This window comes from Shewanella sp. N2AIL (assembly GCF_022690845.1).
Lineage (GTDB): Bacteria > Pseudomonadota > Gammaproteobacteria > Enterobacterales > Shewanellaceae > Shewanella > Shewanella baltica.
The window spans coordinates 25,759-41,509 of sequence record NZ_JALBYT010000007.1 but is presented as its reverse complement, the minus strand read 5'-3'; the positions used below and the strand labels follow the sequence as shown (position 1 = coordinate 41,509).

Annotated in this window: 12 protein-coding genes; 7 read left to right on the top strand and 5 right to left on the bottom strand. The window is 43.3% G+C overall.

The annotated features are described in order from the left end of the window. The first annotated feature begins 211 nt into the window (after positions 1-211). Both MO387_RS06190 and MO387_RS06185 read left to right on the top strand, forming a co-directional pair. A complete protein-coding gene (locus MO387_RS06190) occupies positions 212-850 on the top strand; it encodes a TetR/AcrR family transcriptional regulator (protein WP_006081559.1) in 639 nt (212 codons plus the stop codon). A 16-nt stretch (positions 851-866) separates the two neighbouring features. Continuing rightward, positions 867-3,146: an acyl-CoA dehydrogenase gene (locus tag MO387_RS06185; RefSeq protein ID WP_242326143.1), complete on the top strand. Its 2,280-nt coding sequence runs from the start codon at positions 867-869 to the stop codon at positions 3,144-3,146. A gap of 259 nt (positions 3,147-3,405) precedes the next feature. Here the strand turns inward: MO387_RS06185 and pyk are convergent, their stop codons facing one another. Beyond that, positions 3,406-4,845, bottom strand: coding sequence for a pyruvate kinase (gene pyk, locus MO387_RS06180; protein ID WP_105252459.1), 1,440 nt, complete (start codon positions 4,843-4,845; stop codon positions 3,406-3,408). A 187-nt stretch (positions 4,846-5,032) separates the two neighbouring features. Next, on the bottom strand, positions 5,033-5,887 hold the full coding sequence (locus MO387_RS06175; protein WP_006081563.1) for a MurR/RpiR family transcriptional regulator: 855 nt from the start codon (positions 5,885-5,887) through the stop codon (positions 5,033-5,035). Between the two features lie 312 nt (positions 5,888-6,199). Here MO387_RS06175 and zwf point away from each other — a divergent pair, with 312 nt between their 5' ends. From zwf to MO387_RS06155, 4 genes are read left to right on the top strand one after another with little or no spacing between them, the layout of a single operon-like run. Beyond that, on the top strand, positions 6,200-7,672 hold the full coding sequence (gene zwf / locus MO387_RS06170) for a glucose-6-phosphate dehydrogenase (protein ID WP_028759998.1): 1,473 nt from the start codon (positions 6,200-6,202) through the stop codon (positions 7,670-7,672). A 9-nt stretch (positions 7,673-7,681) separates the two neighbouring features. Continuing rightward, positions 7,682-8,380, top strand: coding sequence for a 6-phosphogluconolactonase (pgl, locus tag MO387_RS06165; protein ID WP_242326141.1), 699 nt, complete (start codon positions 7,682-7,684; stop codon positions 8,378-8,380). Positions 8,381-8,389: 9 nt separating this feature from the next. Continuing rightward, entirely contained in the window at positions 8,390-10,216 is a 1,827-nt protein-coding gene (gene edd, locus MO387_RS06160; protein ID WP_107947472.1) for a phosphogluconate dehydratase, read from the top strand. 20 nt (positions 10,217-10,236) lie between these two features. Next, the gene (locus tag MO387_RS06155) at positions 10,237-10,878 is read left to right on the top strand and encodes a bifunctional 4-hydroxy-2-oxoglutarate aldolase/2-dehydro-3-deoxy-phosphogluconate aldolase (protein ID WP_006081567.1); all 642 of its coding nucleotides are present in this window, start codon (positions 10,237-10,239) and stop codon (positions 10,876-10,878) included. 210 nt (positions 10,879-11,088) lie between these two features. Here MO387_RS06155 and MO387_RS06150 read toward each other — a convergent pair whose 3' ends face one another. Further along, on the bottom strand, positions 11,089-11,655 hold the full coding sequence (locus tag MO387_RS06150; RefSeq protein WP_006087187.1) for a recombinase family protein: 567 nt from the start codon (positions 11,653-11,655) through the stop codon (positions 11,089-11,091). Between the two features lie 365 nt (positions 11,656-12,020). Between MO387_RS06150 and MO387_RS06145 the strand changes: the two genes are divergently transcribed. After that, positions 12,021-12,824: a hypothetical protein gene (locus MO387_RS06145; RefSeq protein ID WP_107947473.1), complete on the top strand. Its 804-nt coding sequence runs from the start codon at positions 12,021-12,023 to the stop codon at positions 12,822-12,824. A gap of 35 nt (positions 12,825-12,859) precedes the next feature. Here the strand turns inward: MO387_RS06145 and MO387_RS06140 are convergent, their stop codons facing one another. Together MO387_RS06140 and MO387_RS06135 are read right to left on the bottom strand one after the other, a co-directional pair. Beyond that, on the bottom strand, positions 12,860-13,393 hold the full coding sequence (locus tag MO387_RS06140) for a hypothetical protein (protein ID WP_107947475.1): 534 nt from the start codon (positions 13,391-13,393) through the stop codon (positions 12,860-12,862). A gap of 455 nt (positions 13,394-13,848) precedes the next feature. Continuing rightward, complete coding sequence (locus MO387_RS06135) at positions 13,849-15,375, bottom strand: tyrosine-type recombinase/integrase (protein WP_107947477.1); 1,527 nt, start codon at positions 15,373-15,375, stop codon at positions 13,849-13,851. Between the last annotated feature and the right edge of the window lie 376 nt (positions 15,376-15,751).

Below are 15,751 nucleotides of genomic sequence, written 5' to 3'. Positions count from 1 at the left end.
TCCTTGTTGTTTTTGTGTTACACAGTTTACCTAAAGCTAAGGGATATTGCACAAGGGTTAATGGGCTTGTTAGTCACACTTAATTCGTAGATGTTCGACATGCAGTGGGTATGCAGGCTAGAAAGCGGTGAGTTTGTCCAATTTTAGTTTGACATCCGTGGTGCCAATGTTTAATTTAAACGAGTGTTTTAAATTAATTCAAGGTCACGGAATGGCAAGTCGATCCGATACAAAAACTAGAATACTTGATGCCGCAGAAAAACTGTTCGCCGAACGGGGCTTTTCTGAGACCTCGTTGCGACTCATCACCAGTAAGGCTGAGGTGAATTTAGCATCGGTCAATTATCACTTTGGTTCTAAAAAAGAGCTGATCCGTGCAGTATTAGCGCGTTATTTAGACGTGTTTATGCCTGCGGCTTCAAACCAAATTAATCGCTTAAATGCCGCGCCAGCACAAGCAACACTCGAAGAGATCTTGTCTTCGCTGGTCGATCCTTTATTGGATTTAAACGCGCTACGTACCGAAGGCACCACGATCTTCCTGCAGCTTTTAGGCCGTGGCTATATCGAAAGCCAAGGACATTTACGTTGGTTTATCACTACCCATTACGGCCAGCATCTCGATGCTTTTGTTAAAGCCGTGTCGGCCAGTGCGCCACATATTCCACCCGCTGAAATGTTTTGGCGTTTACACTTTACCTTAGGCACTATCGTATTCACTATGGCGTCCGCCGATGCCCTAAACGATATCGCTGCTGCTGAGTTTGGTGAGCATAACGACATCGAAGCCGTGATCCGTAAAGTGATCCCATACATGGCGGCTGGCGTATCAGTCCCCGTTTCTTCTTAATTAAAAGGTCTTGATAATGTTGACGATTATAATTCTTGCCCTGATAGCCATTGTCGTGTTGTTTGCGGTGAAAAATATCCGGATGCAGTTTATTACCCGCCCAGTTTTTAGTTTTTTCAAGAAGGTCTTGCCGCCACTTTCAGATACCGAGCGCGAAGCGATGGAAGCCGGTGATGTCTGGTGGGAAGGGGAGTTATTCCGCGGAAATCCTAACTGGAATACCTTGCACAGCTACGGTAAACCGACGCTGAGCGCTGAAGAAAAAGACTTTATCGATAATCAAGTGATGACAGCACTGACGATGATCGATGATTTCGACATAGTGCATAACCGTAAAGATTTACCGCCAGAGTTGTGGGAATACTTCAAGAAAGAAGGTTTCTTCGCCCTGATCATTCCGAAGAAATTCGGTGGTAAAGCTTTCTCTGCCTATGCTAACTCTACCATTGTCAGCAAATTAGCCAGCCGCAGCGTAAGCGCTGCTGTTACAGTAATGGTGCCGAACTCTTTAGGCCCTGGTGAGTTGTTGACCCATTATGGTACGAGTGAGCAGAAAGAACGTTGGTTACCTGCTTTAGCTAAAGGCGATGAAATTCCTTGTTTTGCATTAACCGGTCCAGAAGCGGGCAGTGATGCTGGCGCTATTCCGGATGTGGGTATTGTGTGCCGTGATACCTTCAATGGCGAAGAGATGCTCGGGCTAAAACTCACCTGGGATAAGCGTTATATCACGCTGGCGCCTGTGGCGACGGTTCTGGGGTTAGCCTTCCAAATGCGCGATCCTGAAGGTCTGCTTGGCGATAAGAAAAACTTAGGCATTACCTGTGCGCTGATCCCAACGGATCATCCTGGAGTAGTTATTGGTCGTCGTCATAATCCGCTAGGTATGGCGTTTATGAACGGTACCACCCAAGGTAAAGAAGTGTTTATCCCGCTGGATTGGATTATCGGTGGCCCTGATTTTGCTGGTAAAGGCTGGCGTATGCTGGTTGAGTGTTTGTCGGCGGGCCGCGGTATTTCATTGCCTGCATTGGCAACGGCTTCTGGTCACATGGCGACGAAGACCACAACGGCTTACAGCTATGTGCGTCATCAGTTTGGTATGGCGATTGGCCAGTTTGAAGGGGTGCAAGAAGCGCTGGCGCGTATTATTGCCAACACTTATCAGTTAGAAGCCGCACGTCGTTTAACCACTACGGGTATCGATCTTAAAGTTAAACCTTCGGTTGTGACTGCGATTGCTAAGTACCACATGACTGAATTAGGTCGTTCTGTGATGAACGATGCCATGGATATTCAATCGGGTAAGGGCATTCAATTAGGACCTAAAAACTATTTAGGCCACCCTTATATGTCGAATCCGATTTCGATCACTGTGGAAGGTGCGAACATTCTAACCCGCTCCTTGATGATATTTGGTCAAGGTGCGACTCGCTGCCATCCTTACGTGCTTGCCGAAATGGAAGCCGCTGCGATGGAAAACCAACATGAAGCCTTAGAGCGTTTTGATGCGCTATTAATGGGCCACATGGGTTATGCCACGCGTAATGCTTTCAGTGCGTTGTTTAGCGCCTTAAGTGGTAGCCGTTTTGGCAGTGCGCCAGTGAGCGGTGAAACTAAGCAGTACTATAAAGATATGTCGCGTATTTCATCTGCATTAGCCTTAATGACAGATTTATCCATGCTGATCATGGGCGGCGATTTAAAACGCAAAGAAATGCTGTCGGCGCGTATGGGCGATGTGCTCAGCCAGTTGTATTTAGGCTCAGCAACCTTGAAGTTGTTTGAAGACAATGGCCGTCAACAGGACGATTTACCCGCGGTACGTTACGTAATGGCCAATCGTTTGCACTTAGCGGCTAAAGCACTGGAAGACACGATCCGTAACTTCCCGAGCCGTCCTGTGGCATGGTTACTGCGCGGCTTAATCTTCCCGCTGGGTAATCACTTCAATGCGCCGAGCGACAAAATGGCGACCGATTTAGTCGGCGGCATGTTGAAGCCTGGTCCTGCTCGTGACCGTATTACCTTCCTATGTCCTGAATTTGAAGGAGATAAAGGCGGTATTGCAGAAGTTGAGCAAGCGTTTGTTGCGCAATATGCCTGTAAAGATATTTATAAAAAGCTGAAGAAAGCGCAGCGTGCCGGTGAACTGCCAGCCAAAGTGCCTAATCTCGTCTTGTTTGCAAAAGCACTCGAGACAGGCGTTATCACTGCCGATGAAGAGCAGAAATTGCAGCATGCTGATAAGCTGCGCTTAGCGGCAATTAATGTGAATGATTTCGAAGCGTTATAGTGATTGCTAGTGTTTGATGTTAGCGTTTAATGTTAGTGCGGTCTGGTCTAAGCGGTATTAGGTTCAATGATTACTCCGCTTGTGCGAGATAGGACCGCTGAGATTTCCCTCAGCAATGAGAGAACGACAAATTAGCACCAACTGAAATCAGCACTTACAGATAACTGCAGATATAAAAAAACCACCTTCATGAGGTGGTTTTTTATTGGCTTTTTTCTAACGCGCTTTAGTCGTTAGATAAAGCTAAAGCTAAAGCAACTTAAGCTACGATCAACACTTTACAGGTGTTAGTGCCGCCAATCGTTTCCATTGCATCGCCTTTGGTCATCAGCACCATATCACCGCTGTTCAAATAACCTGCAGCTGTTAATGCTTCTAACGCTTTTTGCGCTAGCTCATCGGCTGGGTGGATAGTTGAATCGAAGTAGATTGGTAAGACGCCGCGGTACAAGGCCATTTTGGCTAAGGTTGTTGCGTGACGTGATAAACCTAAGATTGGCAGTGAAGAACTGATACGAGACATCAACTGTGGTGTTGCACCCGATTCAGTCAGAGCGATAATCGCCTTAACGCCTTCTAGGTGGTTTGCTGCATACATAGTTGATAGCGCAATGGTTTCTTCAACTGAAGTGAAACGCACATCTAATCTATGCTTAGACACAATCACACTTGGGTGAGATTCTGCGCCAACACACACGTTTGCCATTGCCTTAACGGTTTCTTCTGGGAAGTCACCGGCAGCAGTTTCAGCAGATAACATCACAGCATCGGTACCATCAAGCACAGCGTTCGCCACGTCCATCACTTCGGCGCGGGTTGGCATTGGGCTTGAAATCATCGATTCCATCATCTGGGTGGCAGTGATGACGACTTTATTCAGTTGGCGTGAACGGGCGATTAACTTCTTCTGCACTGCAACGAGTGCAGCATCACCAATTTCAACACCTAAGTCACCACGGGCAACCATAACAACGTCAGACGCTAAGATAACATCATCCATCGCGGCATCGGTCGCAACCGCTTCAGCACGTTCAACTTTAGCAACGATCAACGCATTACAACCTGCTTGACGGGCAAGATCGCGTGCATAGTCCAAGTCTGCACCACTGCGCGGGAAAGACACGGCTAAATAATCCACTTGGATCATTGCTGCAGTGAGAATGTCAGCCTTGTCTTTTTCGGTCAGCGCAGCAGCAGAAAGTCCGCCGCCTTGTTTGTTAATACCTTTGTTGTTAGATAAAGGGCCTGCCACAGTCACTGTGGTATGCACTTTACGGCCTTCAACACGCTCAACGCGTAATTGAACACGGCCATCATCTAACATCAGGATATCACCAACAGTCACATCGTCTGGCAATTGCTTGTAATCGATACCCACTTGGGTCTCGTCGCCTTCACCTTTGGCTAACTCGGCATCAAGTACATAGGCTTGACCTAATACGAGTTGTACTTTCTTATTGTCTTTGAAAGTAGAAACGCGGATTTTAGGGCCTTGTAAGTCACCAAGAATGGCCACATGAACGCCTAACTCTTTAGCGATTTCGCGCGCTTGAGTTGCTCGTTTTAGATGATCTTCGGGGGAACCGTGGGAGAAATTAAGACGTACAACGTTTGCACCTGCCGCGATGATGCGGCGTAGGTTATCATCACGATCGGTAGCGGGACCTAGAGTGGTGACGATTTTGGTTCTGCGGAACATAAGGATACTCCGTTAAAGTTAAAAAAAATCTTGGGACTATATTACCATGCAATTCCAAATTTTGTAGTAAAGTTACAATCAAATTGATCTAAAGTTATGTATGAAAATTGTGAGGTATCGCTGATATTTGCACGATAAATGGCTAGGTTAAGGATCAACACTAGCCATTTTTAGAAAAGGAAGTGAGTTACAGTATCGGATCTTTATTGATGCGAGACTCTTTTAACACTTCTTTCACTCGTTTCAAATTATCGCGGAAACGTGGGCCTCTACGTAAGGTAAAACCCGTTGCCAATACATCTATAGTGACTAATTGGGCTAAACGCGAGGCCATAGGTAAATACATGTCAGTATCTTCTGGCACTTCCATTGTCACGGGCAGTGTACATTCCATTGACAAAGGCGAGTTGCGGGCGGTAATACCAATCACAGCTGCACCATTTTCTCTCGCTAAACGCGCTATTTCAATCAATGACTTAGTGCGGCCAGTGTGGGAAATCAATACCACCACATCGCCCTCATTACTGTTAATACAGCTCATGCGTTGCATTAGAACATCGTCAAAACAGATGACAGGGACATTAAAGCGGAAGAATTTATTTTGCGCGTCATGGGCAACTGAAGCGGATGCGCCTAGGCCAAAAAAGGAAATAGTCTTAGCTTGAGTGAGAATATCAACGGCTTTATTAATGGCTGAAATGTCTAGGCTTTGACGTGCGGTATCGAGCGAAGCCATTGAAGATTCGAATATTTTTGTCGTGTAAGACTCAGTCGAATCATCTTCTTCAACGTGGCGGCTCACATAAGGTGTACCGTTCGCAAGACTTTGTGCTAGATGTAACTTAAAATCAGGGAAACCTTTAGTATCTAAGCGGCGGCAGAAACGATTCACAGTAGGTTCACTGACATCTGCCATCTTAGCCAGTGTGGCGATGCTAGAATGTATAGCTGTCTGTGGTGATGCTAAGATCACCTCTGCAACTTTGCGTTCTGATTTACTAAAATGGGTGAGGCTTTTTTGAACCTTTTCTAGGGTATTCATACGCGTATGTCCGCTAAATTGAGAATGTAATTTTATTTATTTTTATTTCGTGGGAGCAGATCAAGACTGGCGGCCCACTAATAGACTCTATGTAGTAACTTTTCAGTACAATTTTGAAATAAGACTTTACTACCTTCAGTAATTTAAGCACAAAAAGCATATCAGATTTATGCAGCAAGTGACTAGTTAGCAAGAATGTTAATATTTATAAAAATAGATGCATTTAACAAATTCTGTTGTTATATTACAACAAAAGTGTGGATTTCTTCATCGACATGAAGGGACACGACATACAAAGGAGATCGTAACGCAATGGGCAAAACAACATCAGGCGCCAAAGCTTGTGACTTCGTACTCTTTGGTACTAAAGGCGATTTGGCACGACGCAAGTTGTTACCTTCTTTATACCAGCTAGATAAAGCTGAACTTCTCGATAAAGATACGAAAGTGATCGGTGTCGCGAAAGACGAGTTTACTCAAGATGAGTTTATCGAATTAGTCACGCTTGCATTAAACACCTTCGTGAAAGAGCCTTTGTGCGAAGAGACTCTCCAACGTTTCCTGTCCCGCTGCCATTATATAGGCACTAACTTTACCGATTCAGCGGGCTACAGTGCCTTCCATGATCTGCTCAAACCAGAAGAGCGCGTTATGGTCAGTTACTTTGCTACGCCACCTGCAATATTCGGCGACATTTGCCGTTGTTTGCATGAACAAGATCTTATCCACCCAGATTCACGCGTGGTGCTCGAAAAGCCCATCGGCTCAGATTTAGACTCTTCTCGCGTTATCAATGACCAAGTTTCCGCTTACTTCAAAGAACGTCAGGTTTACCGTATCGACCATTACTTAGGTAAAGAAACCGTACAGAACTTGATTGCCCTGCGTTTTGCGAACTCTTTATTTGCCTCTAAGTGGGACAACCGTACGATTGACCACGTCCAGATCACAGTCGCAGAAGAAGTGGGCATCGAAGGCCGTTGGGGTTACTTCGACAAAGCGGGTCAAATGCGTGACATGATCCAGAACCATTTGCTGCAAGTGTTAACGCTCGTTGCTATGGACCCACCTGTTAACTTAGACGCTGACAGCATCCGTGATGAAAAAGTCAAAGTGCTCAAATCACTGCGTCCGATTAATTCTGACAATGTGTATGAAAATACCGTACGCGGTCAGTACAGTGCTGGCTTCTTAAAGGGCAGCCCAGTACCGGGTTATTTAGAAGAAGAAGGCGCCAACCTTCAATCACACACAGAAACCTTCGTGGCTATTCGTGTGGATATCGACAACTGGCGTTGGGCGGGCGTGCCTTTCTATTTACGTAGCGGTAAACGTATGCCGTTTAAGAGCTCTGAAATTGTGGTGTATTTCAAAAACCCACCGCATAACTTGTATCGCTCAAGCTACCGTAATCTGCCACCGAACAAGCTGACAATCCGTCTGCAGCCCCATGAAGGGGTTGAAATCCAGATGATGAACAAAGTGCCAGGTTTGGAGCAAAAACAACGTCTACAAACCACTAAACTCGATTTGAGCTTCTCCGATACCTTTAAAAATGAACGTATCGCCGATGCCTATGAGCGTCTATTGCTCGAAGCTATGCTCGGTAATCAAGCGCTGTTCGTGCGCCGCGACGAAGTCGAGCAGGCATGGACTTGGGTGGATGGCATTATCCAATCGTGGGAACAAAGCAACGAAAAACCAAAACCTTATCCTGCGGGTACTTGGGGTCCAGTTGCGTCAGTTGCTTTGATTACCAAAGATGGCCGTTCGTGGGACGAGTAGGAGACTTTGATGATTAAAGAAACCGTATTCAAATCTTTCGATACGCCAAGTGCGTTAGAACAGCAATTGGCCAGCAAGATTGCGAGCCAGTTGCAGGAAGCCGTCGATGCCCGCGGAAAAGCGAGCTTAGTCGTTTCCGGTGGTTCGACGCCGCTTAAGTTATTTCAACTATTGAGCATGAAATCCATCGATTGGAGTGACGTTTATATCACGCTTGCCGATGAGCGCTGGGTTGAAGCCGACGCCGATGCTTCTAATGAGCGTCTCGTGCGTGAACATTTATTACAAAACCGTGCGGTGAATGCCAAATTCCGCGGTTTAAAAAACATGTTTTCGACCGCAGAAGCGGGCGCCGATATGGCCGCCGAGTCTTTGTCTAACTTCCCACGTCCTTTTGATGTTGTGGTGTTAGGCATGGGTAACGATGGTCATACTTGCTCTTGGTTTCCCTGTAGCGCTGAGCTTGAAAATGCGCTCACAACCCAAGCCCTGTGCGTGGCGACTAACCCCACCACAGCGCCCCACGGCAGGATCACGCTCTCTAAGAGTGCGATTCTGAACAGCAGACAAATTTATCTGCACTTGGTCGGGGAACAGAAATTATCCGTATATCGTCAAGCGTTAGAAAGTGATGATGTTCATGCTATGCCTATCAGAGCCGTATTAGCGCAGCGTAAAACGCCCGTTGATGTGTTCTGGAGCGCTTAAGGAGTCAAGATGCACTCAGTAGTTCAAGCTGTTACCGACAGAATTATTGCCCGTAGCAAAGCGTCACGTGAAGGTTATCTCGCCGCATTGAATGATGCCCGTAACCATGGTGTACACCGTAGCTCATTGAGCTGTGGCAACTTAGCCCATGGTTTTGCCGCCTGTAATCCAGACGACAAAAATGCATTGCGTCAATTGAATAAGGCGAACATCGGCATAGTGACGGCATTTAACGACATGTTATCTGCGCACCAACCCTATGAAAGCTATCCTGAATTGCTTAAAAAAGCCTGTCAGGAAGTCGGCAGTGTTGCACAAGTGGCGGGCGGTGTGCCAGCCATGTGTGACGGTGTGACTCAAGGTCAACCCGGTATGGAATTGAGCTTACTGAGTCGTGAAGTGATTGCTATGGCAACGGCTGTGGGCTTGTCTCACAACATGTTTGATGGTGCTTTACTGCTCGGCATTTGCGATAAAATCGTTCCAGGTTTGCTTATCGGCGCCTTAAGCTTTGGTCACTTACCTATGTTATTCGTGCCCGCAGGGCCGATGAAATCAGGTATCCCGAACAAAGAAAAAGCCCGTATTCGTCAGCAATTTGCCCAAGGTAAAGTGGATCGCGCGCAACTGCTTGAAGCTGAAGCCCAGTCTTACCACAGTGCAGGAACATGTACCTTCTACGGCACTGCAAACTCGAATCAGCTGATGCTAGAAGTGATGGGTCTGCAGTTACCAGGCTCGTCATTTGTGAATCCTGATGATCCACTGCGCGAAGCCTTAAATAAGATGGCGGCTAAGCAAGTGTGTCGTTTAACCGAAATGGGTACCCAATATACTCCAATCGGTGAAGTGGTCAGCGAAAAGTCTGTGGTTAACGGCATTGTGGCACTTTTGGCTACTGGCGGTTCTACTAACTTGACTATGCACATCGTCGCCGCGGCTAGAGCTGCCGGTATTATCGTGAACTGGGATGATTTTTCTGAATTATCCGATGCAGTGCCATTAGTGGCGCGCGTGTATCCAAACGGTCACGCCGATATCAACCATTTCCACGCCGCGGGCGGCATGGCGTACTTGATTAAAGAATTGCTCGATGCGGGTCTATTGCATGAAGATGTGAATACCGTTGCGGGCTTTGGTTTACGCCGTTATACCCAAGAGCCAAAACTGCTCGACGGTGAACTTCGCTGGGTGGATGGTCCAACAACCAGTTTAGATACTGAAGTGTTAACCTCAGTTGCCTCACCTTTCCAAAACAACGGTGGTTTGAAATTACTGAAAGGTAACTTGGGCCGCGCTGTGATCAAAGTATCAGCGGTACAAGAACAACATCGTGTCGTTGAAGCGCCCGCTGTGGTGATTGACGATCAAAACAAACTCGATGCCTTGTTCCAAGCCGGTGCTCTGGATAGAGATTGTGTGGTTGTGGTAAAAGGCCAAGGTCCGAAAGCCAACGGTATGCCAGAACTGCACAAGTTAACCCCATTATTGGGTACGCTTCAGGACAAAGGCTTTAAAGTCGCGCTGCTGACCGATGGTCGTATGTCTGGCGCGTCGGGTAAAGTCCCTGCGGCCATTCATTTGACGCCGGAAGCCTTAGATGGCGGCTTAATTGCCAAAGTCAAAGATGGCGACTTGATCCGTGTCGATGCGTTAACAGGCGAACTGAGCCTGCTCGTCTCTGAAGCAGAACTTGCCACCAGAACCGCCGGAATAGTCGATTTACATCGCTCACGTTATGGCATGGGCCGCGAGTTATTTAGTGCGCTACGTTCCAATCTAAGCAGTCCTGAAACTGGTGCGCGTTGTACTAATGCCATCGATGAACTTTATTAATACAAAGGAAGAATAACGCAATGCTTGAGAATAACTGGTCACTACAGCCACAAGATATTTTTAAACGCAGCCCTATTGTTCCTGTTATGGTGATTAACAAGATTGAACATGCGGTGCCATTAGCGCGAGCACTGGTTGCCGGCGGCATTAGCGTGTTAGAAGTGACTTTGCGTACACCTTGCGCACTCGAAGCTATCACTAAAATCGCCAAAGAAGTGCCAGAGGCCTTAGTGGGCGCTGGTACTATCTTAAACGAAGCTCAGCTTGATCTTGCGATTGCCGCTGGTGCGCAGTTTATTATTACCCCAGGCGCGACGGTTGAACTGCTCAAAGCCGGTATGCATGGTCCTGTACCATTGATCCCAGGCGTTGCGAGCATTTCAGAAGTGATGACGGGGATGGCGCTTGGTTACACCCACTTTAAATTTTTCCCAGCCGAAGCCTCGGGTGGTGTGGATGCACTGAAAGCCTTCTCGGGACCGCTTGCGGATATTCGCTTCTGCCCAACAGGTGGCATTACGCCAAGCAGTTATAAAGATTATTTAGCGCTGAAGAACGTCGATTGTATTGGCGGCAGCTGGATTGCGCCTACGGATGCAATGGAACACGGCGATTGGGATCGTATCACTCAACTTTGTAAAGACGCTATCGGCGCTTTATAAGTCGAGCTTGAAATAGCAACAAAAATAAAAAACCACCGCAAGGTGGGGTTGTCCTCAATTGATATGTAATGTGTACAAGTTATTTGATTAAACAATAACTTAATGTGTCCATAAAATGAAGCCTTAAGCGCCTAGCTTGGGGCTTTTTTATACTTATACATGGAGTGGTGTTAAGCAAAAGACCAAGCAGCAAATTAACTTAGTCTAAAATTATAAAATATCTTCTTTATGCTGCTTCACGATACGCTGAACTGATGAAAGGCTAATTGAAAGTTGTTCCGCAATCTTTCGCTGGCTCACACCATCATTAAGTAAACTGATTGCCTCAGCCTTTTTACGCATAGCAGTTGTTCTTCCGTGATAAACTCCTTTATCTTTAGCGACTGCAATACCTTCACGTTGTCTTTCTTTTTTGATATCCACCTCAAATTGATAAACTGCCCCAATCAGATTAAGTAAAAGTTCGTTTGTAGGATTAGATTTGTCTCCTGCAAAAGTAAGGTTTTCTTTAATAAATCTGACAGATACGCCTTTACTTGTTATTTGATGGAGTAACTCATTTAAGTCTTTAAGAGACCTAGCTAGGCGACTGATATCGTCCACCAGCACTTCATCACCAATAGCTAGATTGATAATCATGTTTTTAAGCGAAGGACGGTTTGTTGTTCTCCCTGAAATTTTATCGATGACCTGCGTGTAACCTTCTGGCGTTTTAAGCTCCTGACGGTCTGTATGCTGCTGTGTTGTCGATACTCTGATGTAGTGATATTTAGCCATTGTGTTACCTCCATTGATTATCTAAGAGCATCTTAACTTACGGGCGCTGTATTCACAAGTCCAAACCCTAGACTTGAGAGCTGATTGCTCTCTTTTATCCTATGTTCTAGGCCATTTTTGTATTCAGCTTAAAGTGTATTCAAAGGGTATAGATGTGAAGTTACTTGAAAGAATTTATAATGATAGCTATCACTGACCTAAAATTAACAATGTGCTAATTATCTTGAGGTATATCAATTTTACTGCGGTAGAGAGGGTGACTTGTTAAGCAATTCATATGATAATCAGTCATAAGTGCATTCTTTATCAAGGAAATTACTTTTCGACAAAGAGTGTTTTTGATTATCTGATATGGATGTTTAGCCATGTTTGAACGATTGGAAGTATTAAGTGGTGATTTAGAAAAAGGTATATGGGCTATTGATAAAAGCTGCATTACACATTACGGCAATGTATTCACTTCACGGAACATTCAATACTCAGATATTCAGGTTTTAACCAAAACTGAGCAAATAAGTAATGTTGTCTATATAGAAATTAAACTTATTACTGGTGAGAAGGCTAATGCAAAGTTGGATGTAAAATACTATTCCATTCTTTATGATAACTATACAAAAGCTAAACCTTCTAGTATCGGTGTAGACTCAACCTGTTCAAATGACCTTAAGTTGACTGATAATGGCCACGATAAAGAAAATGCTTTAGATTTATGGAGTGGAAAACCAAGTCCGAAAATAAATGATGGAATTACAAAGGTTAGTAATAGTCAATCAAGCGAGCAGCGTCCTGTTAAAGAAAGGTCTACCGAGAATTTAGTTTGGTGGCTAGTTGGTATTATATTTATGCTCTTTCTGTTTAGTGGGGGATATATGGGTGATAATTCATCCTCTACAAGTGAAGAACCCTCTGCAAGTAAAACTAATTCAAATGTTGATGCGCAAGTTTATTGTAAAATCGCCCTAGAAGATGCTGCAACGTATGGAGCGAAAGTGCCGTGGGGCTCAAATACGGTAGTCGTACCTTATGAAGATGGTCGTCGTTATCGAGTCGCTATGGATGCTGAAATTAAAAATGTATATGGAACATGGGGTAAAAGTAGAATATCTTGCATTGTTAATGGCGAACAAGTCACTGAATTAATCGTTGGTGGAGAAGTTATCTATAATTAACTTCATGTTAATAGATGCTTTGCAATAAATCAATTTTAGAAAGGTGTATATCTATCAATATCATCAAGATGCATGTTGTTGATATTGATTGCTTCTTCATTATGATTTTTTAAGGCTAGACTTTTATTGATGATTGCCAGTCTGCTAATACTGCGCTTACCTTCGGGACTTAAGTTGTAAAAGTCTCTATAAACATTATCATTAAACATTTCCTTTTTGTTTATCCAAGAGTTAAAATCCGATTCATCCCATTGCTTGTTTAGCTTTTTATATACAAAGCATTCATCAGTCATTTTAACTTTATCAATATCTAATGCTGTTTGTGTAAAAATACAAATCATTGGAAACCTAAATTGAGTTTTAGCCTTCAAGGTTCTAAGCCAGAATATCAATACACCATCATGCTTTTTACTAATGGACTTTCTAAGTTTCTGGTAAAGTTCAATGATACACTCCGGTTGCTCAGAGGCTTCAGCATTAAATTGAATGGATGTTAGATATTTGGGTTTATACTCCTTAAATACATCCTTAAATTTACGTTTAGTTCGTTGTTCTGTGGTTTCAGTCATTGCATGTCCTTAACTTATTATGATGTGTAATATAGGATATTACTCTATATGTAGCTCGTATTACCATACTCACTATTACTTGCTCATGTTTTAATTATTTTAGATATAAAGTTATAGCATAGCTTGCTGATGCCGCTCTGAGTCTATGCTATTATTAAATATGATGTTTTTATGGTGTTACAGTTCCTCTGACATTGATTTTTATTGCTGGTTATTTGATTTTTTACTTGAATTTTTACTTGATTTTAAGAGTCTTTGCGCTATTTGTGCGGTAAGAACGTGTATGTTTATGACTATGAATTGACTTTTATTAGGATAATTCTCACCCCTTGGTTATAGGCACAGAATGAGCTTCTGTGACTTTTTTTGTAATACGCTTGCACGACTACCTTTTAGACTGAAACGTTGCTTATGTGCTCTCTGACGAGTTTTGACAATACATTTAAACAGTCTTCTTAGTAGGTAATTATATTCACGTATGTTTGTAGTTGATGAAGGTCAATATGCGTATATCCTGCTTGTGTCTCGCTTTGAGCATGCCCTACAATTGCATTTTGAATACCTCTATTAGAACCTGCGGCAGTTAACTTTGAAATGACTGCATGTCTAAATGAATATAGTGATAAACGTGAGCCATCTTCAGCAAGCTCAGGGATGTTGAGTAACGGTCTGAGTTCATGGGAGTAGTAACTTGTTAGTTTGGTAGAGCCAAAATTGAATATCAGGGATTCAAATTGTTGTACGTATTCAATAAATCCTAATTTTATAATCTCATTATGGATTGGGACTTTACGTTTAGCGTTTACAGTTTTACCATTTTTTATGTTGATGTAGCATATTTGGCTATCAGGGTCGGTAACAATATCACTTTTAGTTAAACTTGTTACTTCACTATTACGCATGCCATGATATGCCATTAATAAAACTGCCCAACTAAATGGACTTTCTAAATTGTTTTTACAGTGGTTTATAATATTTAATGCTTGGTTGTTGTTGAATTTCGTTCTTGGGGTTTGTTTATTTTTATCGTCTATCAATAATTTATATGCATTATCTGTAGCGATAGGGTTATTCGTTGTGAGATGTTGTAAATCACAAGCCCAAGTAAAGAATTTTCTTAATTCTTGTTTATACTTTTTGGCATTCTGAAATGTCATTGGTTGCCCCGAGACATCACATGTTTTTGTCAGTTCCCAAACGGATTCGATTGATTCACTTTTAGTATTTTTAGGAAAGCTCTTGATTGTCTCCCACGCATCAAGAATATCTCCAAGATTAACATTATCAATTGGCGTGTCTGCAAAGTCCTGTAACCATAATTTCATATGTCTTTTAGGGTCTGCTTGTTGCCTCTTTGGCATTTTATTCTCAGCGTATTCTATATATTTTTCAACAACATCTTTAAATAATAGAGTACCTAACTTGTTGTTATCCGATGGTGTTTGTACTAAGGGTGGGGTATTGGGTAACAAGTCTGTAAATCTTTCTGTTAATTCGTTCAGCGTTATTCTTAACTGAATTGGGTTATCTTCTCTATGTGCTTTATTTATGTTATTTGTGAATTTAGTTACCTGTGCATTTAGATAATCGTATTTAGCTTGATGAATAGTCGGATGTTGTAAGTCATCATAATGGGGATGCTCAGTGTCAACAGCAACATCGTCATTATCTACATCATAAGAGGTAAACGCTTGATAGTCTGGTTGATATGCTGCAACTCTGTCTAAGCGAGATGATAACCAATTCGCATAGCTAGGGTATTCTGGGTAAGGTGGAGGCGTTATATTCAAGTAACCCCAATCCGTTGAGTCGTAATTGTATTGATTATCGCGTTGAGTGCTTGTCTCATTGAACCATTGTTCAAAATAACTGTTTGCTGTAAGTGATAATGGTTGTGTCATCGCTTTACCTAATCTAACAACCTCGTTAACTTTGTTAGAAATAAGCATCTCAATAAAAACATCTATGTCCGCTTTATTCATTCCCTTTCCTAAGCGTTTACAATTACTAATGTGTGGCATGATAGCAGATAAATACCTGCGACATAGGCTAGGTGAATCAGTCTTAAGTGACTTTCTATATGTTTTTTCACCAATGCGGAGGTTGAAGTGATAGACCTCATTGCGTCTAATTGTGTGGTTTATGTGTGACATAGCTAATCTCTTAGTTGTGTGACACATTACAATCATTTCTTAACTATTTGATTTTTATCAAAACAAGAACCACCGCAAGGTGGTTTTTTGTCTTTCATCTTTCGCCTTTGATAAAGAATGTCTGTGACAGCGGGCGCTATAGAAAGTTTAGCTTTTATAAAAATTCGCACATTTACAAACGGTCTGGCTTTATAGCAAGTCGGGC